Source organism: Pseudomonas sp. I2 (genome assembly GCF_040984075.1).
In the GTDB taxonomy this organism is placed as follows: domain Bacteria; phylum Pseudomonadota; class Gammaproteobacteria; order Pseudomonadales; family Pseudomonadaceae; genus Aquipseudomonas; species Aquipseudomonas guariconensis_B.
Map to the genome: position 1 here is coordinate 59,904 of NZ_JBCGFQ010000002.1, position 25,699 is coordinate 85,602.

The 25,699-nt window shown below is 65.1% G+C and carries 23 protein-coding genes; 16 read left to right on the forward strand and 7 right to left on the reverse strand.

Going from position 1 to position 25,699, the window contains the following annotated elements; translation table 11 throughout:
- Positions 1 to 14: 14 nt before the first annotated feature.
- The 3 genes from mreD to mreB all read right to left on the reverse strand — a co-directional run bounded on the left by mreD (position 15) and on the right by mreB (position 2,780).
- The gene (gene mreD / locus WCE05_RS01370; RefSeq protein ID WP_225787456.1) at positions 15 to 503 is read right to left on the reverse strand and encodes a rod shape-determining protein MreD; all 489 of its coding nucleotides are present in this window, start codon (positions 501 to 503) and stop codon (positions 15 to 17) included.
- On the reverse strand, positions 503 to 1,561 hold the full coding sequence (gene mreC / locus WCE05_RS01375) for a rod shape-determining protein MreC (RefSeq protein ID WP_317246584.1): 1,059 nt from the start codon (positions 1,559 to 1,561) through the stop codon (positions 503 to 505). Before mreC ends, mreD begins: the two co-directional genes overlap by 1 nt.
- Before the next feature lie 181 nt (positions 1,562 to 1,742).
- Positions 1,743 to 2,780 carry a rod shape-determining protein MreB gene (gene mreB / locus WCE05_RS01380; RefSeq protein WP_003255163.1) on the reverse strand — a complete coding sequence of 346 codons (1,038 nt, stop codon included), beginning with the start codon at positions 2,778 to 2,780 and terminating at the stop codon, positions 1,743 to 1,745.
- A gap of 201 nt (positions 2,781 to 2,981) precedes the next feature.
- On the opposite strand from mreB, the gene gatC reads away from it, so the two are divergent.
- The 6 genes from gatC to WCE05_RS01410 all read left to right on the forward strand — a co-directional run bounded on the left by gatC (position 2,982) and on the right by WCE05_RS01410 (position 8,212).
- The gene (gene gatC, locus WCE05_RS01385; protein WP_225788658.1) at positions 2,982 to 3,269 is read left to right on the forward strand and encodes an Asp-tRNA(Asn)/Glu-tRNA(Gln) amidotransferase subunit GatC; all 288 of its coding nucleotides are present in this window, start codon (positions 2,982 to 2,984) and stop codon (positions 3,267 to 3,269) included.
- 15 nt (positions 3,270 to 3,284) lie between these two features.
- Positions 3,285 to 4,736, forward strand: coding sequence for an Asp-tRNA(Asn)/Glu-tRNA(Gln) amidotransferase subunit GatA (gene gatA / locus WCE05_RS01390; RefSeq protein WP_225788657.1), 1,452 nt, complete (start codon positions 3,285 to 3,287; stop codon positions 4,734 to 4,736).
- Positions 4,737 to 4,747: 11 nt separating this feature from the next.
- Entirely contained in the window at positions 4,748 to 6,193 is a 1,446-nt protein-coding gene (gatB, locus tag WCE05_RS01395) for an Asp-tRNA(Asn)/Glu-tRNA(Gln) amidotransferase subunit GatB (protein ID WP_253081373.1), read from the forward strand.
- Between the two features lie 118 nt (positions 6,194 to 6,311).
- Positions 6,312 to 6,722, forward strand: coding sequence for a septal ring lytic transglycosylase RlpA family protein (locus WCE05_RS01400; RefSeq protein ID WP_225788656.1), 411 nt, complete (start codon positions 6,312 to 6,314; stop codon positions 6,720 to 6,722).
- A gap of 61 nt (positions 6,723 to 6,783) precedes the next feature.
- Positions 6,784 to 7,827, forward strand: coding sequence for a calcium/sodium antiporter (locus tag WCE05_RS01405; RefSeq protein WP_225788666.1), 1,044 nt, complete (start codon positions 6,784 to 6,786; stop codon positions 7,825 to 7,827).
- A 10-nt stretch (positions 7,828 to 7,837) separates the two neighbouring features.
- Complete coding sequence (locus WCE05_RS01410; protein ID WP_225788655.1) at positions 7,838 to 8,212, forward strand: carboxymuconolactone decarboxylase family protein; 375 nt, start codon at positions 7,838 to 7,840, stop codon at positions 8,210 to 8,212.
- Positions 8,213 to 8,270: 58 nt separating this feature from the next.
- On the opposite strand, the gene WCE05_RS01415 is transcribed toward WCE05_RS01410, so the two are convergent.
- The 4 genes from WCE05_RS01415 to WCE05_RS01430 form a co-directional block, all read right to left on the reverse strand.
- Positions 8,271 to 9,635 (reverse strand): amino acid permease, encoded by a 1,365-nt coding sequence (locus tag WCE05_RS01415; RefSeq protein WP_225788654.1) that lies wholly within the window; start codon positions 9,633 to 9,635, stop codon positions 8,271 to 8,273.
- Between the two features lie 54 nt (positions 9,636 to 9,689).
- The gene (locus WCE05_RS01420) at positions 9,690 to 10,631 is read right to left on the reverse strand and encodes an AEC family transporter (RefSeq protein WP_225788653.1); all 942 of its coding nucleotides are present in this window, start codon (positions 10,629 to 10,631) and stop codon (positions 9,690 to 9,692) included.
- 184 nt (positions 10,632 to 10,815) lie between these two features.
- The gene (locus WCE05_RS01425) at positions 10,816 to 11,376 is read right to left on the reverse strand and encodes a response regulator transcription factor (protein ID WP_225788652.1); all 561 of its coding nucleotides are present in this window, start codon (positions 11,374 to 11,376) and stop codon (positions 10,816 to 10,818) included.
- On the reverse strand, positions 11,373 to 12,632 hold the full coding sequence (locus tag WCE05_RS01430; protein WP_225788651.1) for an ATP-binding protein: 1,260 nt from the start codon (positions 12,630 to 12,632) through the stop codon (positions 11,373 to 11,375). The genes WCE05_RS01425 and WCE05_RS01430 overlap by 4 nt, the downstream gene beginning before the upstream one ends.
- A 209-nt stretch (positions 12,633 to 12,841) precedes the next feature.
- On the opposite strand from WCE05_RS01430, the gene WCE05_RS01435 reads away from it, so the two are divergent.
- The 10 genes from WCE05_RS01435 (at position 12,842) to WCE05_RS01480 (ending at position 25,670) form a co-directional block, all read left to right on the forward strand.
- Entirely contained in the window at positions 12,842 to 13,558 is a 717-nt protein-coding gene (locus WCE05_RS01435; RefSeq protein ID WP_225788650.1) for an SIMPL domain-containing protein, read from the forward strand.
- 506 nt (positions 13,559 to 14,064) lie between these two features.
- The gene (locus WCE05_RS01440) at positions 14,065 to 15,690 is read left to right on the forward strand and encodes an ABC transporter substrate-binding protein (RefSeq protein WP_225788649.1); all 1,626 of its coding nucleotides are present in this window, start codon (positions 14,065 to 14,067) and stop codon (positions 15,688 to 15,690) included.
- Positions 15,691 to 15,848: 158 nt separating this feature from the next.
- On the forward strand, positions 15,849 to 17,441 hold the full coding sequence (locus WCE05_RS01445; protein ID WP_368815339.1) for an ABC transporter substrate-binding protein: 1,593 nt from the start codon (positions 15,849 to 15,851) through the stop codon (positions 17,439 to 17,441).
- Between the two features lie 225 nt (positions 17,442 to 17,666).
- Positions 17,667 to 19,046 (forward strand): OprD family porin, encoded by a 1,380-nt coding sequence (locus tag WCE05_RS01450; RefSeq protein WP_225788647.1) that lies wholly within the window; start codon positions 17,667 to 17,669, stop codon positions 19,044 to 19,046.
- Positions 19,047 to 19,115: 69 nt separating this feature from the next.
- Positions 19,116 to 20,711, forward strand: a complete 1,596-nt coding sequence (locus WCE05_RS01455) for an ABC transporter substrate-binding protein (RefSeq protein ID WP_225788646.1) — start codon at positions 19,116 to 19,118, stop codon at positions 20,709 to 20,711.
- Between the two features lie 90 nt (positions 20,712 to 20,801).
- On the forward strand, positions 20,802 to 21,812 hold the full coding sequence (locus WCE05_RS01460) for an ABC transporter permease subunit (RefSeq protein ID WP_060515691.1): 1,011 nt from the start codon (positions 20,802 to 20,804) through the stop codon (positions 21,810 to 21,812).
- A 10-nt stretch (positions 21,813 to 21,822) separates the two neighbouring features.
- Positions 21,823 to 22,749, forward strand: coding sequence for an ABC transporter permease subunit (locus tag WCE05_RS01465; protein ID WP_225788645.1), 927 nt, complete (start codon positions 21,823 to 21,825; stop codon positions 22,747 to 22,749).
- A gap of 10 nt (positions 22,750 to 22,759) precedes the next feature.
- Positions 22,760 to 23,728 (forward strand): ABC transporter ATP-binding protein, encoded by a 969-nt coding sequence (locus WCE05_RS01470; RefSeq protein ID WP_225788644.1) that lies wholly within the window; start codon positions 22,760 to 22,762, stop codon positions 23,726 to 23,728.
- Positions 23,728 to 24,696: a peptide ABC transporter ATP-binding protein gene (locus WCE05_RS01475; RefSeq protein ID WP_225788643.1), complete on the forward strand. Its 969-nt coding sequence runs from the start codon at positions 23,728 to 23,730 to the stop codon at positions 24,694 to 24,696. Before WCE05_RS01470 ends, WCE05_RS01475 begins: the two co-directional genes overlap by 1 nt.
- A gap of 164 nt (positions 24,697 to 24,860) precedes the next feature.
- Positions 24,861 to 25,670, forward strand: coding sequence for an AraC family transcriptional regulator (locus WCE05_RS01480; protein WP_225788642.1), 810 nt, complete (start codon positions 24,861 to 24,863; stop codon positions 25,668 to 25,670).
- The last annotated feature ends 29 nt before the right edge of the window (positions 25,671 to 25,699 follow it).

The window sequence follows — 25,699 nt, forward strand, 5'->3', positions numbered from 1 at the left end:
GGCGATGATGGCCGTCAGTTGATGTGCAGGCGGCGGCGCAGATCGCGCAGGGCGAAGCTGATCCATGGCCAGAGCAACGCGCTGATCACCGCCGACCAGACCAGCGCCAGGGTCGGCAAGCGATTGCCGGTCAGGGCGCTGAGCCACAGCTGGATCAGTTGGGCGATACCGAAGATCACCAGGATCACCAGGCTCTGCTGCCACATGGGGAACATACGCAGGCGCTGTTGCAGCGACAGCACCAGGAAGGTGATCAGGGTCAGGATCAGGGCGTTCTGACCCAGCAAGGTGCCATACAGGACGTCCTCGGCCAGGCCCAGGACGAAGGCCGTGGTCATGCCGACCTTGTGCGGCACCGCCAGGGCCCAGAAGGACACCAGCAAGGCCAGCCACATGGGCCGGAACACTTCCATGAACTGGGGCATGGGCGACACGCTGAGCAACAGGCCGATCACGAAGGTCAGCCAGATGGCCCAGCCGTTCTTGCTGCGCGAACCTGCCATCATTCTCTCCCGGGGGTATTCGGCGCCGCGGGGGCCGCTGCCGGGCTGACAGGGGCCGCGCCTGGGGCGGCGGGGGCGGGGGTTGCCGGCGCGGCGGGTACGGCGCCCGGCGTGGTGGCGGACGGGGCAGGCGTGCCCTGCCCACCGTCGCCCGTGGCCTGGCCGTTGCCTGCCGCATCCTTGCGGTCAGCCTCTTCCTGGGCGATCGCCGCCTCCGTGGCACGCTGTTCCGGCGAACGCCGGTCGCTGAATACCAGCAGCATGTAGCGGCTACGGTTGAGCGCTGCGGTGGGAATGGCGCGGACGATGGCGAACGGCTGGCCGGAGTCGTGGATCACCTCGTTGACCGTGGCCACCGGGTAGCCGGCCGGGAAGCGCTGGCCCATGCCGGAGCTGACCAGCAGGTCGCCTTCCTTGATATCGGCGGTGTCGGCCACATGACGCAGCTCCAGGCGCTCCGGGTTGCCGGTGCCGCTGGCGATGGCGCGCAAACCGTTGCGGTTGACCTGCACCGGGATGCTATGGGTGGTATCGGTCAGCAGCAGCACCCGCGAAGTGTAGGGCATCAGCTCGACCACCTGGCCCATCAGGCCACGGGCGTCGAGTACCGGCTGGCCGAGGAACACGCCGTCGCGCTCGCCCTTGTTGATCAGGATGCGATGGGTGAAGGGGTTGGGGTCGACACCGATCAGCTCGGCCACCTCCACCTTCTCGTTGACCAGCGCCGAGGAGTTGAGCAGCTCGCGCAGGCGCACGTTCTGCTCGGTCAGGGCCGCCAGCTTCTGCAGGCGCCCCTGCAGCAGCAGGGCCTCGGTCTTGAGTTTCTCGTTCTCGGCGATCAGTTCGGTGCGGCTGCCGAACTGGCTGGCCACGCCCTGAAACAGGCGTTGCGGCAGGTCGGTGACCCAATAGGACTCCATCAGCACCAGCCCCATCTGGCTGCGCACCGGTTTGAGCACGGCAAAGCGCGAGTCGACCACCATCAGCGCGACCGACAGCACCACCAGCACGAGCAGACGAACGCCCAGCGAAGGGCCCTTGGAGAAAAGCGGTTTAATGGGCCGTTCCTCGTGGACGACGTTTCAGGAGGTCATTGGACATGGGGCAATGCACCGGCCTGCTTGCGGGTTGACGGAAACGACGCCCGGACGGACGCCAGCCCAGCACATACAGGTAGCACTGCGGGTGCTACCTGTAAACCGGGCGTTGACACTGCCAGGTGACGGACAGCGCCTGGGCTCACTCGCTGGAGAGCAGGTCCATGGCGTGCTTGTCCATCATTTCCAGCGCACGGCCACCGCCACGGGCGACGCAGGTCAGCGGGTCTTCGGCGACGATCACCGGCAGGCCGGTTTCCTGGGCCAGCAGCTTGTCCAGGTCGCGCAACAGGGCGCCACCACCGGTCAGCACCAGGCCGCGCTCGGCGATGTCCGAGGCCAGCTCGGGCGGCGACTGCTCCAGGGCGCTCTTGACCGCCTGGACGATGGTCGCCAGCGACTCCTGCAAGGCCTCGAGCACTTCGTTGGAGTTGAGGGTGAAGGCACGCGGCACGCCTTCGGCCAGGTTGCGGCCACGCACGTCGACTTCGCGGACTTCGCCGCCCGGGTAGGCGGTGCCGATTTCCTGCTTGATGCGCTCGGCGGTGGACTCGCCGATCAGGCTGCCGTAGTTGCGGCGCACGTAGGTGACGATGGCTTCGTCGAAACGATCGCCGCCGACCCGCACGGACTCGGCGTAGACGACGCCGTTCAGGGAAATCAGGGCGATCTCGGTGGTACCGCCACCGATGTCGACGACCATCGAGCCGCGGGCCTCTTCAACGGGCAGGCCGGCACCGATGGCGGCGGCCATCGGCTCTTCGATCAGGAACACTTCACGGGCACCGGCACCCAGGGCCGACTCGCGAATGGCGCGGCGCTCGACCTGGGTCGACTTGCACGGTACGCAGATCAGCACGCGTGGGCTGGGCTGCAGGAAGCTGTTCTCGTGGACCTTGTTGATGAAGTACTGCAACATTTTTTCACAAACGCTGAAATCGGCGATCACGCCATCCTTCATCGGACGAATGGCGGCAATGTTGCCGGGCGTGCGACCCAGCATGCGCTTGGCCTCGGTACCGACTGCGACGACGCTTTTCTGGTTGCCGTGGGTACGGATGGCAACGACCGAGGGCTCATTCAGGACGATACCGCGCTCACGCACGTAAATAAGGGTGTTGGCAGTCCCCAGGTCGATGGACAGATCGCTGGAAAACATGCCACGCAGTTTCTTGAACATGGGAAAGTGACCCTAGGCAAAGCGTGGGTAAAAAAGTGCGGCAAACTCTAACAATGGCAGGGATTTTGGGCAAGGAGCCAATATGTTAAATTGGCAGTTTTTCCGAGCACGCCAGCAGATGATCGCGGCCGTATGACCGCCAGAATGCCGGCATGTTCCTCATCGCGGACCCCATCCGTTCCGTTTCTCCTGGAGATCCCCATGGCGCTTCAACGCTGCGACGTGGAAAAGATCGCCCATCTGGCCCGCCTGGGCCTGAATGAAGGCGAACTGCCACGCATTACCGATGCCTTGAACAGTATTCTCGGGCTGGTCGACCAGATGCAAGCTGTCGACACCAGCGGTATCGAACCCCTGGCCCACCCCCTGGAGGCCAGCCAGCGCCTGCGCCCCGACCAGGTCACCGAAAGCAACCAGCGCGATGCCTACCAGGCCATCGCCCCGGCGACCGAGAACGGTCTGTACCTGGTTCCGAAAGTCATCGAGTAAGGGATAGAGCCTGCCATGCATCAATTGACCCTGGCCGAGATCGCCCGCGGACTCGCCGACAAGTCGTTTTCCTCCGAAGAGCTGACCGCCGCCCTGCTGGCGCGCATCCAGCAACTCGACCCGCAGATCAACAGCTTCATCAGCGTCACCGAGGAGCTGGCCCTGCAACAGGCCCGTGCCGCCGACGCCCGCCGCGCCGCCGGCGAGGGCGGCGCCCTGCTCGGTGCGCCGATCGCCCACAAGGACCTGTTCTGCACCCAAGGCATCCGCACCAGCTGCGCCTCGAAGATGCTCGACAACTTCAAGGCGCCCTATGACGCCACCGTGGTCGCCAAGCTGGCCGAAGCCGGCATGGTCACCCTGGGCAAGACCAACATGGACGAGTTCGCGATGGGCTCGGCCAACGAGTCCAGCCATTACGGCGCGGTGAAGAACCCGTGGAACCTCGAGCACGTTCCTGGCGGCTCGTCGGGCGGCTCGGCTGCCGCCGTGGCCGCGCGCCTGTTGCCGGCCGCCACCGGCACCGATACCGGCGGCTCGATCCGCCAGCCGGCGGCCCTGACCAACCTCACCGGCCTCAAACCGACCTACGGCCGCGTCTCGCGCTGGGGCATGATCGCCTACGCCTCGAGCCTCGACCAGGGCGGCCCGATGGCGCGCACCGCCGAGGACTGCGCCCTGCTGCTGCAAGGCATGGCCGGCTTCGATGCCAAGGACTCCACCAGCATCGACGAGCCGGTACCGGACTACAGCGCCGCGCTGAACGGCTCGCTGGAAGGCCTGCGCATCGGCCTGCCGAAGGAATACTTCGGCGCCGGCCTCGACTCGCGCATCGCCGACCTGGTCCAGGCCAGCGTCAAGGAGCTGGAAAAGCTCGGCGCGGTGGTGAAGGAAATCAGCCTGCCGAACATGCAGCACGCCATCCCGGCCTACTACGTGATCGCCCCGGCAGAGGCTTCCTCCAACCTGTCACGCTTCGACGGCGTACGCTTCGGCTATCGCTGCGAGGCGCCCAAGGACCTCACCGACCTGTACAAGCGCTCGCGTGGCGAAGGCTTCGGCGCCGAGGTGCAGCGGCGCATCATGGTCGGCACCTATGCCCTGTCGGCTGGCTACTATGACGCCTACTACCTCAAGGCGCAGCAGATCCGCCGCCTGATCAAGAACGACTTCATGGCCGCCTTCGAAGAGGTCGACCTGATCCTTGGCCCGACCACGCCGAACCCAGCCTGGAAGCTCGGCGCCAAGAGCAGCGATCCGGTCGCCGCCTACCTCGAGGACGTCTACACCATCACCGCCAACCTGGCGGGCCTGCCGGGCCTGTCGATGCCCGCCGGCTTCGTCGATGGCCTGCCGGTGGGCGTGCAGTTGCTGGCCCCGTACTTCCAGGAAGGCCGCCTGCTCAACGTCGCGCACCGCTACCAGCAAGTCACCGACTGGCACACCCGCGCCCCCAACGGCTTCTGAGGAATTCACACATGCAATGGGAAGTTGTGATCGGGCTGGAGATTCATACCCAGCTCGCCACCCAGTCGAAGATCTTCTCCGGCAGCGCCACCACCTTCGGCTCCGAGCCGAACACCCAGGCCAGCCTGGTCGACCTGGGGATGCCCGGCGTGCTGCCGGTGCTCAACCAGGAAGCCGTGCGCATGGCCTGCATGTTCGGCCTGGCGATCAATGCCCAGATCGGCAAGCGCAACGTGTTCGCGCGCAAGAACTACTTCTACCCCGACTTGCCCAAGGGCTATCAGATCAGCCAGATGGACCTGCCGATCGTCGGCAAGGGCTACCTGGACATCGCCCTGGAGGACGGCACCATCAAGCGCGTCGGCATCACCCGCGCGCACCTGGAGGAAGACGCCGGCAAGAGCCTGCATGAAGACTTCAGCGGCTCCACCGGCATCGACCTGAACCGCGCCGGCACCCCGCTGCTGGAGATCGTGTCCGAGCCGGACATGCGCAGCGCCAAGGAGGCCGTGGCCTACGTCAAGGCGATCCACGCCCTGGTGCGCTACCTCGGGATCTGCGACGGCAACATGGCCGAGGGCTCGCTGCGCTGCGACTGCAACGTCTCGGTACGCCCCAAGGGCCAGGCCGAGTTCGGTACCCGCTGCGAGATCAAGAACGTCAACTCGTTCCGCTTCATCGAGAAAGCGATCAACTACGAGATCCAGCGCCAGATCGACCTGATCGAGGACGGCGGCACGGTGGTGCAGGAAACCCGCCTGTACGACCCGAACAAGGACCAGACCCGCTCCATGCGCAGCAAGGAGGAAGCCAACGACTACCGTTACTTCCCCGACCCGGACCTGCTGCCGGTGGTCATCGAGGACAGCTTCCTGGAAACCGTCCGCGCTGGCCTGCCGGAGCTGCCGCAACAGAAGGTCGAGCGCTTCCAGAGCCAGTACGGCCTGTCGGCCTACGATGCCAACGTGCTGGCGGCCAGCCGCGAGCAGGCCGACTACTTCGAGAAGGTCGCCAGCATCGGCGGCGACGCCAAGCTGGCCGCCAACTGGGTGATGGTCGAGCTGGGCAGCCTGCTCAACAAGCTGGGCGTGGAGATCGACCAGGCGCCGGTCAGCGCCGAGCAGCTCGGCGGCATGCTGCTGCGCATCCGCGACAACACCATCAGCGGCAAGATCGCCAAGACCGTGTTCGAGGCCATGGCCGCCGGTGAAGGCGACGCCGACAGCATCATCGAGAGCCGCGGCCTCAAGCAGGTCACCGATACCGGCGCGATCGACAAGATGCTCGACGAAGTGCTCGCCGCCAACGCCGAGCAGGTCGAACAGTACCGCGCCGCCGACGAGGCCAAGCGCGGCAAGATGTTCGGCTTCTTCGTCGGCCAGGCGATGAAGGCCTCCAAGGGCAAGGCCAACCCGGGGCAAGTGAACCAATTGCTCAAGGCCAAGCTCGAAGGGTAATCGTTTTACCCCTGTAGCCCGACGAGGGCCCCGCCCTCGTTCACGGGACGAGCCCGCTCCCACAGGTTCCCCGCCCCCTGGGCCTTTCGGGAACCAGTGGGAGCGGGCTCGCTCCGCGATGGGCCGCAAAGGATGCAGTCTCGGAGCCTTCGACTTGACAAGACACGCCCTCAGCGCCCTGGCGCTCCTCTTCCTGCTGGCCGGCTGCGCCAGCCACGACATCGACCCCCGCGGCTACGACCAGTCCGGCACGGCCTCCTGGTACGGCTCACGCCACCACGGCAAGCGCACCGCCAGCGGCGAACCCTTCAACCAGCACGGCCTGACCGCCGCCCACCGCAGCCTGCCCTTCGGCAGCCGGGTGCGGGTCACCAACCTTGCCAACCAGCGCAGCGTGGTGGTGCGCATCAACGACCGCGGTCCGCACACTCGCGGCCGGCTGATCGACCTGTCGCGCGCCGCGGCAGAAAAAATCGGCATGCTCCGTAGCGGAACGGCGCGCGTCCGGGTACAAGGTCTGAGCAACTGAGCCGACAGGAGTCTCGACCATTTTCGACCTGGCCACCCTCCCCACCTTCAGCCTCCTGCAACTGGGCCTGGGCCTCGTGTTGCTGGTGATCGGCGCCGAGCTGCTGGTGCGCGCCGCCGTGCGCCTGGCCCTGCGCCTGCATGTACGACCGCTGATCATCGGCCTGAGCCTGGTGGCGTTCGGCAGTACCGCGCCGCAGCTCACCGTGAGCCTGCAGGCGGCCTACCAGGGTGCACCGGATGTCGCCGTGGGCAGCGTGATCGGCAGCAACATCTTCAATGTCCTGGTGATCCTGGGCCTGGCTGCGCTGATCATCCCGTTGCGTGTGTCCAGGCAACTGGTGCGCCTGGACATTCCATTGATGATCGTCGCCAGCGGCCTGGTCTACCTGCTGGCGGCCAACGGCCAGTTCGGCCGGTTGGAAGGCCTGTTGCTGCTGCTTGGCCTGCTGGGCTACCTGGGGATGCTCTGGCATCAGTCGCGCCACTACGCCCGTACCTACCCGGCGCCCGAGGCGGTACACACCAGCGCAGGGCGCTTCTGGAGCGCTGCGACGCTGCAGGTCCTGCTCGGCCTGGTTCTCCTGAGCCTGGCCGGCCACCTGCTGCTGGAGGCCTCGGTGGAGGTGGCCACGGACCTGGGATTGTCCGAGCGGATCATTGGCCTGACCGTGGTCGCCGTGTGCACCTCCCTGCCAGAGCTGGCTGCCGCCCTGGTGGCCGCCCTGCGCGGGGAGCGGGAGATCGCGGTGGGTACGGTGATCGGCAGCAACCTGTTCAACCTGCTGGCAGTGCTGGGGCTGACCGCGCTGGTTACCCCCGAACCGCTGTCGATCTCGCCCAACGCCCTGGACTTCGACCTGCCGGTGATGCTCGGGGTGGCCGCGCTGAGCCTGCCGGTGTTCTACTCCGGCTATCGAGTCACCCGCGCCGAAGGCCTGGTATTCCTCTGCCTGTACCTGGCCTATGGTCTGCACGTGGTGGCCTTCACCACTGGCATGCCGCTGGCCGGTCGCCTGGAAAAACTGATGCTGTTCTACGTGATGCCGGTGCTCGGGGTGCTCTTGCTGTACACGACCCTGCGCGCCTGGCGCCGCCAACACTAAGGAAAACAACATGGCTGACACACGCAAATCCGGCGAGCAGATCCGCCGCCAGGTAATGGGCGACGCCTTCGTCGACCGTGCCCTGGGCAATGCCACCGACTTCACCCAACCCCTGCAGGACTTCGTCAACGAGCACGCCTGGGGTAGCGTCTGGGCCCGCGAAGGACTGGCGCTGAAGACCCGCAGCCTGATCACCCTGGCCACGCTGACGGCCTTGAAGTGCCCGCAAGAGCTCAAGGGTCATGTGCGTGGCGCACTGAACAACGGCTGCACGGTGGAGGAAATCCGCGAGGCGCTGCTGCACTGCGCGGTCTATGCGGGGGTGCCGGCGGCGATCGACGCGTTCCGCGCGGCACAGGAAGTGATCGACAGCTACCCAGCCTGATTTTCGCGGCGCGCCATTCGCGGGCAAGCCCGCGAATGCTCCACCGTGAAAGAACAGATCAGCCCCTGACGAGCTGGCGCTGCTTCTTCAGACGAAACGCCACCCACAGCACCGCGATCCACAGCGGAATCAACATCACCGAGATGCGGATCGGCGGCGTCAGGTACATCACCACCAGGATCAGCGCGATGAACGCCAGGCACAAGTAGTTGGTGAGCGGATGCCCCCAGCTGCGGTAGAACGGCACGATGCCCCCCGCCAGCTTGGCCCTGCGGAACTTCAGGTGGGTGATGCTGATGCTCGCCCAGTTGATCACCAACGCCGACACCGCCAGGGCCATCAGCAGGCCGAAGGCTTCGCCCGGCATCAGGTAGTTGATCACCACGCACAGGCCGGTGGCCACGGCAGAGACGCCCAGCGCCGCCAGCGGCACGCCACGGCGGTTGACCTTGAGCAACTGGCGCGGCGCATCGCCCTGGGTCGCCAGGCCGAACAGCATGCGGCTGTTGCAGTACACGCAGCTGTTGTAGACCGACAAGGCCGCAGTAAGCACCACGACATTGAGCACGGTGGCCACCAGGTCGCTGTCCAGTTCATGGAAGATCATCACGAACGGGCTGCCGCCCTGCACCACCTTCTGCCACGGATACAGCGACAGCAGCACCGCCAGGGCGCCGATGTAGAAGATCAGGATGCGGTAGACCACCTGGTTGGTGGCCTTCGGGATGCTCACACGCGGGTTGTCCGCTTCGGCAGCGGTGATCCCCACCAGCTCCAGCCCACCGAAGGAGAACATGATCACCGCCAGGGCCATGATCAAGCCGGTGACGCCATTCGGGAAGAAGCCACCGTACTGCCACAGGTTGGCCACGCTGGCGTCCGGCCCGCCCTGGCCACTGCCCAGCAGCCAGGCACCGAAGACGATCATGCTGACGATGGCCACCACCTTGACCAGGGCGAACCAGAACTCCAGCTCGCCATACACCTTCACCTGGGTCAGGTTGATCGCGTTGATCACCACGAAGAAGATCGCCGCCGTGGCCCAGGTGGGGAAGCCCGGCCACCAGTACTGCACGTAGATGCCGACCGCGGTCAGCTCGGCCATGCCCACCAGCACGTACACCACCCAGTAGTTCCAGCCCGAGACGAAGCCTGCGAACTCGCTCCAGTATTGGTGGGCGAAGTGGCTGAAACTACCGGCGACCGGCTCCTCGACCACCATCTCGCCCAACTGGCGCATGATCAGGAAGGCCATCAGGCCGGCCACGGCGTAGCCCAGCAGGACGGACGGGCCGGCCAGCTGGATGGTCTGGGCGATACCCAGGAACAGCCCGGTGCCGATGGCGCCACCCAGTGCGATGAGCTGGATATGGCGATTCTTCAGCCCGCGCTGCAACTGCTCGGGCGTACGCTGGTCTTGCATGAAGTGTCCTCAGGTCAGGAGGCAGTGTTGTTGGTGTTGTCGGCAGTCGAGGATCTAGATCCATCCGCCCCACTGCAAGATAAAAATGCCGATATTGGTAGTGATTGCCGCCAAAAGCGTGGTGATCACGATGATCGAGGCCGCCAACTGGTGATTGCCGTTGGCCGCCCGCGCCATGACGTAGCTCGCCGCTGCCGTCGGGCTGCCGATGTAGAGGAACAGGATGCCCAGTTCGGCGCCACGGAAACCGCAGAGCCAGGCGCCCAGGGTACCCAACAGCGGCAGCCAGACCATCTTCACCAGGCTGACGTCGATGGCCAGCTTGCCACTGTCGCGCAAGGCCGCCAGCGACAGGGTGCCACCGATGCAGATCAGCGCCAGGGGCAGGGTCATCTGGGCCAGGTAGTCGGCGGATGTCAGCAACCAATTGGGCAGTGGCACCTGGCCGTAGGCCATGGGCGTGGCCACCAGTACGCTGAGGATCAACGGGTTGCTGAAGATGTTCTTGCACAGGCTCCAGGGGTCGGACTTCAGGTCCGGGCTGTAGACCGCCAGGACCACCACCGACAGCGAGTTGTACATGAGGATCACCAGGCCGGCGAGCACCGCGCCCAGGGAGATGCCGTAGTCGCCATACAGGCTCGCCGCCAGGGCCAGGCCGATCACCCCGTTGTTGCCGCGGAACGCACCCTGGGTATAGATGCCGCGATCGGCCGGCGGGCAGCGCCAGATCGCCAGGCCCCAGGCAATGGCGAAGCTGAGCAGGGTCGCGGCGACGAAATACAGGAGGACCCCAGGCTTGACCGCGGCGGCCAGGTCGGCGTGGTAGATGCCGAGGAACAGCAGGGCCGGCATGCAGACGTTGAAGACCAAGGTCGAGGCGACCTTGTTGAAATTGTCGTCGATCAGCCGGATACGCTTGAGAAGCACGCCCATGAACAGCATGGCGAACACCGGGGCCGTGATGTTCAGCGTCTGGATGAAGAGGGCGAGCATTGCAGGTCCTGAGGGGTTGCCGTTAGGGGGCTAATGATACGCGACCTGTCAGGTTTTGCGGGGATCTTGCTGTGACTTCTTCAGGTTTTGCTGCTGGGTACAGGGTGAGCCAGGCGGGGCGCACATCGGGGCTGCCTTGCAGCCCCAACAGCCAGCCGACGCTCCGCGAATCGAACCCTCGGCTTCAGCGCCGTACCGGCCGCTTCTGCAACTTGCGCTGCAGCGTACGCCGATGCATCCCCAGCGCCCGCGCGGTCGCGGAGATATTGCCATCGTGCTCGGCCAACACCCGCTGGATATGTTCCCACTGCAGCCGATCCACCGACATCGGGTTCTCCGGCACCAGCGAATCCAGGTCCGCATGCTCGGACAGCAACGCCGCCACCACATCGTCCGCGTCAGCCGGTTTGCACAGGTAGTTGCAGGCTCCGCGCTTGATGGCCTCGACCGCCGTGGCGATGCTCGAGTAGCCGGTGAGGATCAGCACCCGCATCTCCGGATCCAGCTCCAGCAGCTTGGGCAACAGCACCAACCCCGAATCGCCTTCCATCTTGAGGTCCAGGGTCGCGTAGTCCGGCACATCCTGCTTGGCCAGCACCAGCCCCTCTTCGGCGCAGGACGCAGTGCTCACGCGGAAACCGCGACGGCTCATGGCACGGGCCATGACCCGGGTGAAGGTGGCGTCGTCGTCCACCAGCAGCAGGTGTGGCAGCTCTTCGCCCTCGACCTGGTTTTCTTCGCTCATCGTTCATCTCCTCGCTTGCCATGGGGCAGGCGCAGCTCGGTAAGGGTGCCGCCCTGTTCATGACTATAGAGTTTCACCGAGCCGCCAGCACGCGTCACGCTGGCCTTGCTCAGGAACAGGCCCAGGCCGAAGCCTTTGCCCTTGGTGGTAAAGAAGGGTTTGCCGATCGCCTCGGCGATGGCCACGGGCACGCCCGGCCCATGGTCGCGGATGCTGATGAGGATGTCCTGGTCGTCCCAGTCCAGGCGTACCTCCAGGTCGTCCGGGCAGGCGTCGGCAGCGTTGTTCAACAGGTTCAGCAGGGCCTGGGTCAGGTCTGGGGGCGGGGTCAGGCGCGGCACCTCGCCGTCGCGCAGGCGCTGGAAACGGTAGCTGGCCTCCGGACGCATCAGGTGCCAACGGTTGAGCGCCTCGTCGAGCCAGACGGTCACCTCCTGCTCCACCACGCTCATGCGCCGGTTGGCCTCGGCGGCACGCACCAGTTGCTGCAAGGTCTCCTTGCACAATTTGACCTGGTCCTGGAGCACCATGAGGTCTTCCTGCAACTGCGGGTCGGTATGGTCCTGGCGCATCTCGTTGAGCAGCACGCTCATGGTCGCCAGCGGCGTGCCCAGTTCGTGGGCCGCCCCGGCAGCCTGGGTGGCCACGGCCAGCAGTTGCTCGTCACGCAGGCTCTCTTCGCGGCGCTCGGCGCGCAACTGCTCCTGCCGGCGCAGCTCCTCGGCCATGCGCGCGGCGAAGAAGGTGATCACCCCCGCCGCCAGGGCGATGCTCAACCACATGCCGTAGACCTGCATCTTGTCCCGCGCCAGCGGCAGGGTCTCGAGCGGGTAGAACTGCACCAGCAGCAGGCTGTAGGCCGCCAGGGCGATGCCGGAAAGCACCAGCGAGTAGATCCACGGCAGGGTCACCGCGGCGATCGCCAGGGGCACCAGGTAATAGGAGACGAAGGGGTTGGTCGAGCCACCCGAGTAATACAGCAAGGCGCTGTGGATCAGCAGGTCGCAGGCCAGCTGGAAGGCGTATTCGAACTCGGTGACCGGCAGCGACAGGCGCAGGCGCAGGGCGGTGAAGGCGCACAGCAGGGACGACAGGGCCAGGGTCACCGCCAGGGAGAACCAGGGCAGCGGCAGCAGTTCGGTCCAGTAGGCCACGCCTACGGAGCCGGCCTGGGCGGCCAGGACCAGGATGCGAATGAAGGTCAGGCGCCAGAGGTTCTGGCGGGTGGCGGACAGCGGGTGTGCGACGGCGAGCATGAGCTCTCCTGATGAGTGCTCCAGGGAAAACGGCTGGAGTATACCGAAGCCAGGCGCCCCGCTGCAGCGATGCGGCAAAGCGCCACACTCGGATCCAGCTTGCAGCTTGAAGCGCGGCGCTCGGAGATTGAAGCTCGGAGTCGCCCCATGAACCCACTACACTGTTTCCGGTCTGATGGACCATGCATTTCATTGCCAAGGAGCCCTACATGCAAATCCCTCGTCGCGGCACAGCCCTGATCCTGTCCTGTGGCCTGCTCGCCAGCCTGCCCACGCTGGCGGCCGAGGCACCGCGCTACAACCAAGTGTCGCTGCGTGCCGAAGTCAGCAAGGAAGTGGCGCGCGACCTGATGGTCGTGACCCTGTACAGCGAAGCCCAGAACAGCGACCCCGGCAAGCTCGCCAAGCAGATCACCGAGACCATGAACAAGGCCGTGCAACAGGCTCGCCAGGTCAAGGAGGTGAAGATCAGCCAGGGCAGCCGCAACAGCTACCCGGTCTACGACAGCAAGGGCCAGAAGATCACCGGCTGGCGCGAGCGCGCCGAACTGCGCCTGGAGAGCGCCGACTTCCCGGCCCTGTCCAAGCTCACCGGTGAACTGCTGCAGGACCTGAAGATGGGCGGCATGGACTTCTCCATCGCCCCGGCCACCCGCAAGGCCAGCGAAGACGCGCTGCTCAAGGATGCCGTCAACGCCTTCAAGGCCCGCGCTCAATTGGCTACCGAGGCGCTCGGCGGCACGGGCTACAAGGTCGTCAGCCTGAACCTCAACAGCAGCGGCTACCCGCGCCCGTACCTGCGCAGCGCACCGATGGCCGCCAAGGCCATGATCGCCGACGAGTCGGCACCAGCACCGGACATCGAGGCCGGCACCAGCGAAGTCAGCATGAACGCCGATGGCTTGATCGAAGTGCAGATGCCCTGATAGCCGAGGGCCGCTTCGGGAGCGAAGCCCAATGCGGTCAGGCAAGCTGTCTTGGGGCCGCTTCGCGCCCCATCGCGGGCAAGCCCGCTCCCACAGGGTCCGAATCGACCGCCAATGATGCGGTTTGCAGGATCATGTGGGAGCGGGCTTGCCCGCGATGGGGCGCGAAGCGGCCCTAAGCCTGGCCGGCCAGCCCCAACCGCCCCTCTCTCCCTCCCCCTTGTAGCCGAAAACCTATACCCAGTTCAGCCGTTTCCTACGCTCTAAACCGGTGCATCCGCTTGCCCCATTTAGTGCGAAATATCTTGAAAATCTCACCCTTCCACGCCACGCAAACGTTCAACTTCGTAAAAAGTTACACGAATGCGACATCCATGTACGTCCGTACCACACTTTTGACGCCAACTATCCTCCTCCCTGTTGCATTGGGAATACCCCCTGCATAAGTATCCCCAGGTCGGCTCACGAGGCCGCCTCAATCGAAAAATGACAACAATGAGGCCACCATGCTCAAACACGCAGTCATTCCGTTCCTGGTCGGCGCAGGCTTGCTAGCCGGCACACCCACCGCCCTCGCCGCGACCAACCTGGTGTTCTGTTCCGAAGGCAGCCCGGCCGGTTTCGACCCAGGCCAATACACCACCGGAACCGACTTCGATGCCTCGGCCGAAACCATCTTCAACCGCCTGACCCAGTTCGAACGCGGGGGCACCGCGGTCATTCCCGGCCTGGCCACCCGCTGGGAGGTTTCCGAGGATGGCAAGGCCTACACCTTCCACCTACGTGAAGGCGTCAAGTTTCACACCACCGACTACTTCAAGCCGACCCGTCCCTTCAACGCCGATGACGTGCTGTTCACCTTCAACCGCATGCTCGACAAGGACCATCCCTTCCGCAAGGCCTACCCCACCGAGTTCCCCTACTTCACCGACATGGGCATGGACAAGAACATCGCCCGTATCGAGAAGCTCGACGAGCACACCGTGCGCTTCGTCCTCAACGACGTCGATGCCGCCTTCATCCAGAACCTGGCCATGAGCTTCGCCTCGATCCAGTCCGCCGAATACGCCGACCAGTTGCTCAAGCAGGGCAAGGCCGCCGACATCAACCAGAAGCCGATCGGCACTGGCCCGTTCGTGTTCAGCAAGTACCAGAAGGACGCGCAGATCCGCTACAAGGGCAACAAGGACTACTGGCAACCCGAGGACGTCAAGATCGACAACCTGATCTTCGCCATCAGCACCGATGCCTCGGTGCGCATGCAGAAGCTGAAAAAGAACGAATGCCAGGTCACGCTGTTCCCTCGCCCGGCCGACATCGAGCCGCTGAAAAAAGACCCGAAGCTGCAGATGCCTGAACAGGCCGGCTTCAACCTCGGCTACATCGCCTACAACGTGATGGACAAGATCAAGGGCAGCAACGAGCCCAACCCCATGGCCCAGCTCAAGGTGCGCCAGGCCCTGGACATGGCGGTGAACAAGCAGCAGATCATCGACTCGGTGTACCAGGGCGCCGGCCAGCTGGCCGTCAACGCCATGCCACCGACCCAGTGGTCCTACGACACCAGCATCAAGGACGCCCCCTACGACCCGGAGAAGGCCAAGGCCCTGCTCAAGGAGGCCGGGGTCAAGGACGGTACCGAGATCACCCTGTGGGCCATGCCGGTGCAGCGCCCCTACAACCCCAATGCCAAGCTGATGGCCGAGATGCTGCAGTCCGACTGGGCCAAGGTCGGCATCAAGGCCAAGATCGTCAGCTACGAGTGGGGCGAGTACATCAAGCGCTCCAAGGGCGGCGAGAACGGCGCCATGCTGATCGGCTGGAGCGGCGACAACGGCGACCCAGACAACTGGCTGGGCGTGCTGTTCGGCTGCGATGCCCTGGAAGGCAACAACTTCTCCAAGTGGTGCTACAAGCCCTACGACGACCTGATCAAGCAAGCCAAGGCGACCTCCGACCAGGCCAAGCGCACCGAGCTGTACCAGAAGGCCCAGCACATCCTCAAGGAACAGGTGCCCTTGACCCCCATCGCCCACTCCACCGTGTACCAGCCGATGAGCGCCAAGGTGAAGGACTTCAAGATCAGCCCCTTCGGCCTGAACTCCTTCTACGGCGTGAGCGTGGAGAAATAGGGCAAGCCCCTGCGCCGCTGGCCTGACCGGCCGGCGGCCCCTCGCGCCACCCACGCACTACAGACCAAACGTCCTCCCGCTGCCATCCGCAGCGGGTCGGGCTCCTGTTGCCGCGCCTGCTGCCTGGGCCGGCGAAAACCAATGGACAAGGATTCGCCATGCGCCACGCCACACTGCTCGCCACCCTGCTCGGCCTCGGCCTGCTACCCCAGGCCCCGACCCTGCTCGCCAAGAACCTGGTGTTCTGCTCCGAAGGCAGCCCGGCCGGTTTCGACACGGCCCAGTACACCAGTGCCACCGACAACGACGCCGCCGAGCCCATCTACAACCGCCTGGTCGAGTTCGAGCGTGGCGGCACCGCCGTGCAGCCGGCCCTGGCCACCGCCTGGCAGGTGTCCGAGGATGGCCAGCGCTACACCTTCCAGTTGCGCGAAGGGGTGAAGTTCCACGGCAACAAGGACTTCACGCCAAGCCGCGACTTCAACGCCGACGATGTGCTGTTCACCTTCCAGCGCATGCTCGACAGGCAGCACCCGTTCCGCAAGGCCTACCCCACCGAGTTCCCCTACTTCGTCAGCATGGGCCTGGACAAGAACATCGCCCACATCGAGAAGAGCGGCCCGCTGAGCGTGACCTTTACCCTCAATACCGTCGATGCCGCATTCATCCAGAACCTGGCCATGAGCTTCGCCTCGATCCTCTCCGCTGAATACGCCGACTACCTGCTGGCCCAGGGTCGGCCCAGCGACATCAACCAGAAACCCATCGGCACCGGCCCCTTCGTGTTCCAGCGCTACCAGAAGGATTCGCAGATCCGCTACAAGGGCAACAAGGACTACTGGGCAGCGCAAGAGGTGAAGATCGACAACCTGGTGTTCTCCATCAACATCGACCCGTCGGTACGCATCCAGAAGCTGCGCCGCAACGAGTGCCAGGTCACCCTCCATCCGCGCCCGGCCGACCTGCCGACCCTGAAGGCCGACAGCTCGCTGCAGATCCTGCAGAAGCCAGGCTTCAACCTCGGCTACATCGCCTACAACACCCAGCACCCGCCTTTCGATCGCCTGGAAGTACGCCAGGCCATGGACATGGCGGTGAACAAGCAGGCGATCGTCCAGGCGGTCTACCAAGAAGCTGGGCAACTGGCGGTCAATGCCATGCCGCCGACCCAGTGGTCCTACGACGACAGCATCGAGGACGCCGGCTTCGACCCGGACAAGGCCCGTGCCCTGCTCAAGGCCGCCGGGGTCGAGGAAGGCACCGAGGTCACCCTGTGGGCCATGCCGGTGCAGCGCCCCTACAACCCCAATGCCAAGCTGATGGCCGAAATGCTCCAGGCCGACTGGGGCAAGGTCGGCCTGAAGGTGCGCATCGTCAGCTACGAGTGGGGCGAATACCTCAAGCGCATGAAGAACGGCGAACACGACATCGCCCTGATCGGCTGGACCGGCGACAACGGCGACCCGGACAACTGGCTGGGTACCCTGTACAGCTGCGACGCCATCGGCAGCAACAACTACTCCCAATGGTGCGACCAGGAGTACGACACCCTGGTCAAGCAGGCCAAGCAGGTGACCGACCGCGAGCAGCGCACCGCCCTCTACCAACAAGCCCAGCAGCGCCTCAAGCAACAGGTGCCGATCACGCCGGTGGCCCACTCCACGGTCAACCAGCCGATCAGCGCCAAGGTCGTCGACTTCAAGGTCAGCCCTTTCGGACGCAACGACTTCTCGGGCGTGAGCGTTGATTGAACATCCCTGCCCCGCACTCCCACGCAGTGCTTGTGGGAGCGGGCTTGCCCGCGAAGAGGCCAGGGCTGGGCGGCACTGAAAGCAGCCGCGCCACATACCTCCTGAGTCTTCCCGAATTTGCCCGGCGATCCCGCGGCAAACCTGTGCAACACCGCGTCACCGCAACGACATCCGGCTCACGAGGCCCGGGTGATAACTAAAAAAAAAAGAAAGGGAGCTTTCATCTTGAGACGAACCACACTCACCGCACTGGCCCTGTCCATCGGCGCGTTCTGCGCCACCGCCCAGGCCGAACCCGCCAGCCAGGACTTCATCCCGATCAGCCTCAAGTCAGGCAGCGAGCAGGACGAGGCCAGCGGTTTCCTCGCCGGCCAGAGCCTGACCGGCAGCACACGCAACTGGTATGCCCGCGAGCGCGCCACCCGCGCGCCGCTGTTCAAGTACTACAAGAGCGACGGCAGCCGCCACGCCACCCACAGCCGCGACAACTGGGTGCAGGGCACCATCCTCAACTACAGCTCCGGCTTCACCCAGGGCACGATCGGCTTTGCCGTGGAAGCCGCCGGCTACAACGCCATCGCCCTGGAGCAAGGCCGCGCGGCAGTGGCCGGGCCCAACAACCGGACCCTCACCGACAGCGACGGCGACGTGGTCAGCCAGTGGAGCAAGCTGGGCCTGGGCAACATCAAGGCGCGCATCTCCAACACCACCCTCACCGTCGGGCGCCAGTCGGTCGATACACCGATGATCGCCTATATCGGCAACCGTGCCCTGCCGTCGAGCTTCCAGGGCGCGTTCCTGCACAGCGCCGAATTCGACAACCTGTCGTTCGACCTGGGCACCTTCGACCGTGTCTCGCCACGTACCGAGCAGAGCCTGAGCAAGTTCCGCAGCGAATACAGCGCCACCGGCGTGGAGACCGACCGGGCCAGCACCGCAGGGGTCAACTACCAGCCGTTCAAGAGCCTGACCACCAGCCTCTACGCCACCAAGGTCGACGACTTCTGGAACCAGTACTACTTCGGTGCCAACCATGTGCTGGGCGACAGTGCGGTGCTGAGCCTGACCACTGGCCTGAACTACTACAAGACCGTGGATGCCGGCAGCAAGAAGATGGGCGAGATCGACAACGACACCTACAGCCTGTCGCTCGGCCTGACCCACCAGGCCCACTCGCTGACCTTCTCCTGGCAGCAGGTCAACGGCAACGAGTACTTCGACTACCTGCACGAGACCAACGGCATCTACCTGGCCAACTCGCTGCTGTCGGACTTCAACGGCCCCAACGAGAAATCCCTGCAGATCAGCTACGTGCTGAACATGGCGCCCTATGGCGTACCGGGGCTCAAGTTCAATGTGTACAACGCTCGCGGCTGGGGTATCGACGGCACCCACTACCGAGGCACGGCCTATGATGTCAACGGCATGGACGGGGAGACTCACTACGAGTGGGGCATCGGCACCAGCTACGCGGTGCAGAGCGGGCCGCTGAAAGACACCAGCATCCGCGCCACTTATACCGCACACCGCGCCAGCAAGGCCCAGGCCGACGGCAGCCTGGACGAACTGCGCATCGTCACGACCATTCCGTTCAACATTCTCTGACCCGTATCGCCACGGCCTGCCTTGTGCGGGCCGTGGCAGCTACGCTGGAACAAACTGCAGGGAGGTTCCATGACATCGCTACCGCTACGTGCCGCCCTGGTGGCAGTAATCCTCGGCGCCGCGCCCCACCTCGCGGCCAAGCCGCTGGTGGTGTGCACCGAAGCCAGCCCGGAAGGCTTCGACATCGTGCAGTACACCACCGCCGTCACCGCCGACGCCTCGGCCGAGGCCATCTTCAATCGCCTGGTCGACTTCAAGCCCGGCACTACCGATATCCAGCCGGCGCTGGCGAAAAGCTGGGAGATCAGCCCCGACGGACTCACCTACACCTTCCACCTGCGCGAAGGGGTGAAGTTCCACACCACCGACTACTTCAAGCCGACCCGTGAATTCAACGCCGACGACGTGCTGTGGAGCCTGCGCCGCCAGCTCGACCCGAACCACCCGTGGCACGACAAGACCAGCGTCGGCTACCCCTATTTCGAGAGCATGGCCTTCAAGGAACTGCTCAAGTCGGTGGACAAGACCGATGACCACACCGTGGTGATCACCCTGACCCGTCCGGAGGCGCCCTTCCTGCGTGACCTGGCCATGGCCTTCACCTCGATCTACTCCGCCGAGTACGGCGACCAGTTGCTCAACACGGGCAAGACCCGCGACCTCAACAGCAAGCCGATCGGCACCGGCCCGTTCGTCTTCCAGCGCTACAACAAGGACGCCCAGGTCCGCTACAAGCCCAACCCCGACTACTTCCGCGGCAAGCCACCGGCCGACGCCCTGATCTTCGCCATCACCCCGGACAACAACGTGCGCCTGCAGAAGCTGCGGGCCAACGAATGCCAGGTCGCGCTCTACCCCAAGCCTGACGACGTGCCCTCGATCAAGACCGATCCCAAACTGAAGGTCGCCGAGACCGAGGCCCTGGTCACCGGCTACATCGCGATGAACACCGAGCGCAAGTACCTGAACGACGTGCGCGTACGCAAGGCGATCAACATGGCCTTCGACCGCACGCCCCACGTCGACCAACTGTTCGGCCAGGGCAACGCGCTGGTCGCCGTCAACCCCTACCCACCGAGCATGATCGGCTTCAACGACGAGAACCGGAACCCACCCCGCGACCTGGACAAGGCCCGCGCCTTGCTCAAGGAGGCTGGCGTGCCAGAGGGCACGGTACTGACCCTGTTCACCCGCAACGGCGGCGGTCCGACCAACCCCAATCCACGCCTGTCGGCCGAAATGCTCCAGTCGGACCTGGCCGAGATCGGCATCAAGCTGGATATCCGCATGATGGAATGGGCCGAGATGCTACGCCGCGCCAAGAAGGGCGAGGCCGACATGGTCTCCACCGGCTGGGCCAGCGACAACGGCGACCCGGACAACTTCCTCGGCCCGCTGCTCAGTTGCGAGGCGGCCCGCAACGGCGAGAACTATGCCCGCTGGTGCAACCCCAAGTTCCAGGAACTGATCACCCGCGCCCGCGAGGTCATCGACAACGACGAGCGCGCAAGGCTCTATGCCGAGGCGTTGGCGGTGTACGATGACGACCAACCCTGGATCAGCATGGCCCATCCGAAGATGTTCACGGCCATGCGCGAGAACGTGGAGGGTTATGTGGTCAACCCTCTGACCAACAACAACTTCGCCACCACCAAGGTGAAGTAGAACAACAACGACCGCCGGCAGCCCACGGGGAACCGGCGGCATTGCCCTGACGGGCTGACCGTACTACCGCCTGGAGAGGTACACCCGACGATGTTGAGTTTTATTGCCCGGCGCCTAGGCCTGTTGATTCCGACCTTCTTCGGCATCACCTTGCTGACCTTCGCGCTCATACGCCTGATCCCCGGCGACCCGGTGGAAGTGATGATGGGCGAGCGCAGGGTCGACCCCGAGATGCACGCCCAGGCCATGGAGCGCCTGGGCCTGAACAAGCCCCTGCCGGTCCAGTACCTGGACTACATCGGCAAACTGGCCCAGGGCGACCTGGGCGAGTCGCTGCGCACCCGCGAAAGCGTGTGGAACGAATTCCTCACGTTGTTCCCGGCCACCCTGGAGCTGGCCTTCGCCGCCTTGCTGTTCGCCGGCATCGTCGGCCTGCTGGCCGGGGTGATCGCCGCGCTCAAGCGAGGCTCGCTGTTCGACCACGGGGTCATGGGCATCTCCCTGGCTGGCTACTCCATGCCGATCTTCTGGTGGGGCCTGATCCTGATCATGTTCTTCTCCGTGAGCCTGGGCTGGACCCCGGTGTCCGGACGCATCGACCTGCTCTACGACATCGAGCCGAAGACTGGCTTCATGCTCATCGATACCTTGCTCAGCGACGAAGAAGGCGCCTTCAAGGACGCGGTGATGCACCTGATCCTGCCGGCCATCGTGCTGGGCACCATCCCGCTGGCGGTGATCGCCCGCATGACCCGCTCCTCCATGCTCGAGGTGCTGCGCGAAGACTACATCCGTACCGCCCGGGCCAAAGGCCTGTCGCCCGCCCGCGTGGTGTTCGTGCACGGCCTGCGCAACGCGCTGATCCCGGTATTGACCGTGTTCGGCCTGCAGGTCGGCACCTTGCTGGCCGGCGCCGTGCTCACCGAAACCATCTTCTCCTGGCCGGGCATCGGCAAGTGGCTGATCGAAGCCATCGGTGCCCGTGACTACCCCGTGGTCCAGAACGGCATCCTGTTGATCGCCTGCCTGGTGATCCTGGTCAACTTCGTCGTGGACATCCTCTACGGCCTGGCCAACCCACGCATCCGTCATCAGCGCTGAGGCCCTCGTCATGACTAGCCCGATTGCGAAATCCGTCACGCCGGCCAGCCCGGTGGACCAGAGCCTGCTCTACCCCTCGCCGTACAAGGAGTTCTGGCAGGCCTTCTCACGCAACAAAGGTGCGGTGGCCGGCCTGGCCTTCATGTGCCTGATCGTGTTCTGCGCGCTGTTCGCGCCCTGGGTCGCCCCGCACGATCCGAGCGAGCAATACCGCGACTTCCTGCTGACCCCGCCGGTATGGCTGGAAGGCGGCACCTGGCAGTTCATCCTCGGCACCGACGAGCTCGGCCGCGACCTGCTCTCGCGACTGATCCAGGGCGCCCGGCTGTCGCTGCTGATCGGCCTGTCGTCGGTGGTGATGTCGCTGGTGCCGGGGATCCTGCTGGGCCTGCTGGCCGGTTTCTTCCCGCACATCCTCGGCCCCTCGATCATGCGCCTGATGGACGTGATGCTGGCCCTGCCCTCGCTGCTGCTGGCCGTGGCCATCGTCGCCATCCTCGGCCCCGGCCTGATCAACACGGTGATCGCCATCGCCATCGTCTCGCTGCCGTCCTACGTGCGCCTGACCCGTGCCGCCGTGATGGGCGAGCTGAACCGCGACTACGTCACCGCCGCGCGCCTGGCCGGTGCCGGCCTACCGCGGCTGATGTTCGTCACCGTGCTGCCCAACTGCATGGCACCGCTGATCGTCCAGGCCACCCTGAGCTTCTCCTCGGCGATCCTCGACGCTGCTGCCTTGGGCTTTCTCGGCCTCGGCGTCCAGCCACCGACCCCGGAGTGGGGAACCATGCTGGCCTCGGCCCGTGACTACATCGAACGCGCCTGGTGGGTGGTGAGCCTGCCCGGCCTGACCATCCTGCTCAGCGTGCTGGCGATCAACCTGATGGGCGACGGGCTGCGTGATGCGCTGGACCCGAAACTCAAGAACGCCGTCTGAGGAGAACGCCATGTCACTGTTGCAGATCGACAACCTGAACGTGCGCTTCGGCGACGCCAATGCCGTGCCCGTGGTGGACGGCCTCGACCTTGCGGTGGAGGCCGGCGAGATCCTCGCCATCGTCGGCGAGTCCGGCTCCGGCAAGTCGGTGACCATGATGGCCCTGATGGGCCTGATCGACGCCCCCGGGCGCATCACCGCCGATGCCCTGAACTTCGATGGCACCGACATGCTGCGCCTCAGCGGCCGCCAGCGGCGCAAGGTGGTGGGCAAGGACATCGCCATGGTCTTCCAGGACCCGATGACCGCGCTCAACCCCAGCTACACCGTGGGCTACCAGATCGAGGAGGTGCTACGCCAACACCTGGGCCTGAAGGGCAAGGCCGCGCGCCAGAGGGCCCTGGAGCTGCTCAAGAAGGTCGAGATCCCGGCCGCCGAAAGCCGCCTGGATGCCTACCCACACCAGCTATCCGGCGGCATGAGCCAACGCGTGGCGATCGCCATGGCCATTGCCGGCGAACCCAAGCTGCTGATCGCCGACGAGCCGACCACCGCCCTGGACGTGACCATCCAGGCGCAGATCATGGAGCTGCTGGTGAACCTGCAGAAGGAGCGCAACATGGCGCTCATCCTGATCACCCACGACCTGGCCGTGGTCGCCGAGACCGCCAAGCGGGTCTGCGTGATGTACGCCGGGCAAGCCGTGGAAGTGGGCCAGGTGCCAGAGCTGTTCGACCTCCCTGCCCATCCCTATAGCGAGGCCTTGCTGGCGGCCATCCCCGAGCACAGCATCGGTGCCGAACGCCTGGCCACCCTGCCCGGCATCGTCCCCGGCCGCTATGACCGGCCCCAGGGTTGCCTGCTGTCACCACGTTGCCCATATGTCCAGGACAACTGCCGCCGGCAGCGTCCGCCCCTCGATCCCCAGGCCCACAGCCTGGTGCGTTGCTTCTACCCGCTGAACCAGGAGGTGGCGTGATGACCGTCGTCCTATCCGCCCGTGAACTGACCCGTCACTACGAAGTCTCCCGTGGCCTGTTCAAGGGCCATGCCCTGGTGCGCGCGCTCAATGGCGTGTCGTTCGAGCTGGAGGCCGGCAGGACCCTGGCCGTGGTCGGTGAGTCCGGCTGCGGCAAGTCCACGCTGGCCCGCGCCCTGACCCTGATCGAGGAGCCGACCGCCGGCTCGCTGCAAATCGCCGGCACCGAAGTCAAGGGGGCCAGCAAGGCCGAGCGCAAGCAACTGCGCCGCGATGTACAGATGGTCTTCCAGAGCCCCTACGCCTCGCTCAACCCCCGGCAGAAGATCGGCGATCAGCTGGCCGAACCGCTGCTGATCAACACCTCGCTGAGCAAGGCCGAGCGCCGCGAGAAAGTGCAAGCGATGATGCAGCAGGTCGGCCTGCGCCCCGAGCATTACCAGCGCTACCCGCACATGTTCTCGGGCGGCCAGCGCCAGCGCATCGCCCTGGCCCGGGCGATGATGCTGCAACCGAAGGTGCTGGTGGCCGACGAGCCGACCTCGGCGCTGGACGTATCGATCCAGGCGCAGGTCCTGAACCTGTTCATGGACCTGCAGAAGGAGTTCAACACCGCCTACGTGTTCATCTCCCACAACCTCGCGGTGGTGCGCCACGTGGCCGACCAGGTGCTGGTGATGTACCTGGGCCGGCCAGCGGAGATGGGGCCGAAGCAGGACATCTACGACAAGCCCCTGCACCCCTATACCCAGGCGCTGCTGTCGGCGACGCCGGCGATCCACCCGGACCCGCTGAAACCGAAGATCCGCATCGCCGGTGAACTGCCCAACCCGCTGAACCCACCGGACGGCTGTGCCTTCCACAAGCGCTGCCCGCATGCCACGGAGCGCTGCGCCAAGGAGATACCGGCGCTGAGGCAGGTGGGCACGCGGCAGGTGGCCTGCCACTATGCCGAGCAGTTTCTCTAGAGCGGCATAGCCGTCCAAGCCAGGCCGCTCCCACGCCGGTATCCAGTGCTGTGGGAGTGGCCCAAATGGCAGTTGCAAAGCCTTGACGGGCATTGGGGCAGCCTGCGAATGGTCACCCCCCTGATCTTGTCACCCATGGCCAGGTCAAGGCACTATCCCCGTCCATGACGACGAGCACCCTCCCCGACGGCCCCGAGCAGACCGCGCTCACCGCCGAAACGGTACTGCGCTACCACCTGTGCTGGAAGCACCGCGACCTGGACGGGGTAATGGCGCTGTACCATGCCGACATCCAGTACCACGACTTTTTCCAGAACCGCGTGCTCGGCTTCGATGAGCTGCGCGACTACGTGCGCGGCTGCCTGCCTCATGAAGCCGACGAGGACATCGTCCATAGCGACCGCATCCGCGTCGACGGCTGTACCGCGTTCATCCAGTATCAAGTGACGGTCCAAGGCGGTGAGGGCTTGGTGGCCTTCCAGTCGAGCGAGGCGATCACCGTCAAGGACGGGCTGATCTGGCGGGTCAATGAATACGCCACCCTGGTGCGCCGTTCGAACGACAGCACCCCCCGTTCGGGCCCACGGCCCGCCACTAGCCGCCTGGGCCTGTCACCACGCCAGTTGAGCAGCATGGCCCAGGACCTGGAATACTATTTCCAGCGTCAACGCCCCTACCTCGACCCGGAGCTGGACCTGCAACAGGTCGCCGACGCCAGTGGCTACAGCCGTAACCAGATCTCCTACCTGCTCAACCAGGTGCTGGGGCAGAGCTTCTACCGCTACGTCAACCAGGCACGTCTGCAACACCTGATGGCCAGCCTCGACGATGACAGCCTCAAGGCCTCGATCGAAGACCTGGCTTTCAATGCGGGCTTCAATTCCTTATCGGCCTTCTACAAGTGCTTTCGCGAACATACCGGGCTCTCGCCCAAGGCCTACCTGAAGCAGATTTCCCTGCGTGCACGCACGTAAGACAGCCCCCACCGCATGACACTAGGATC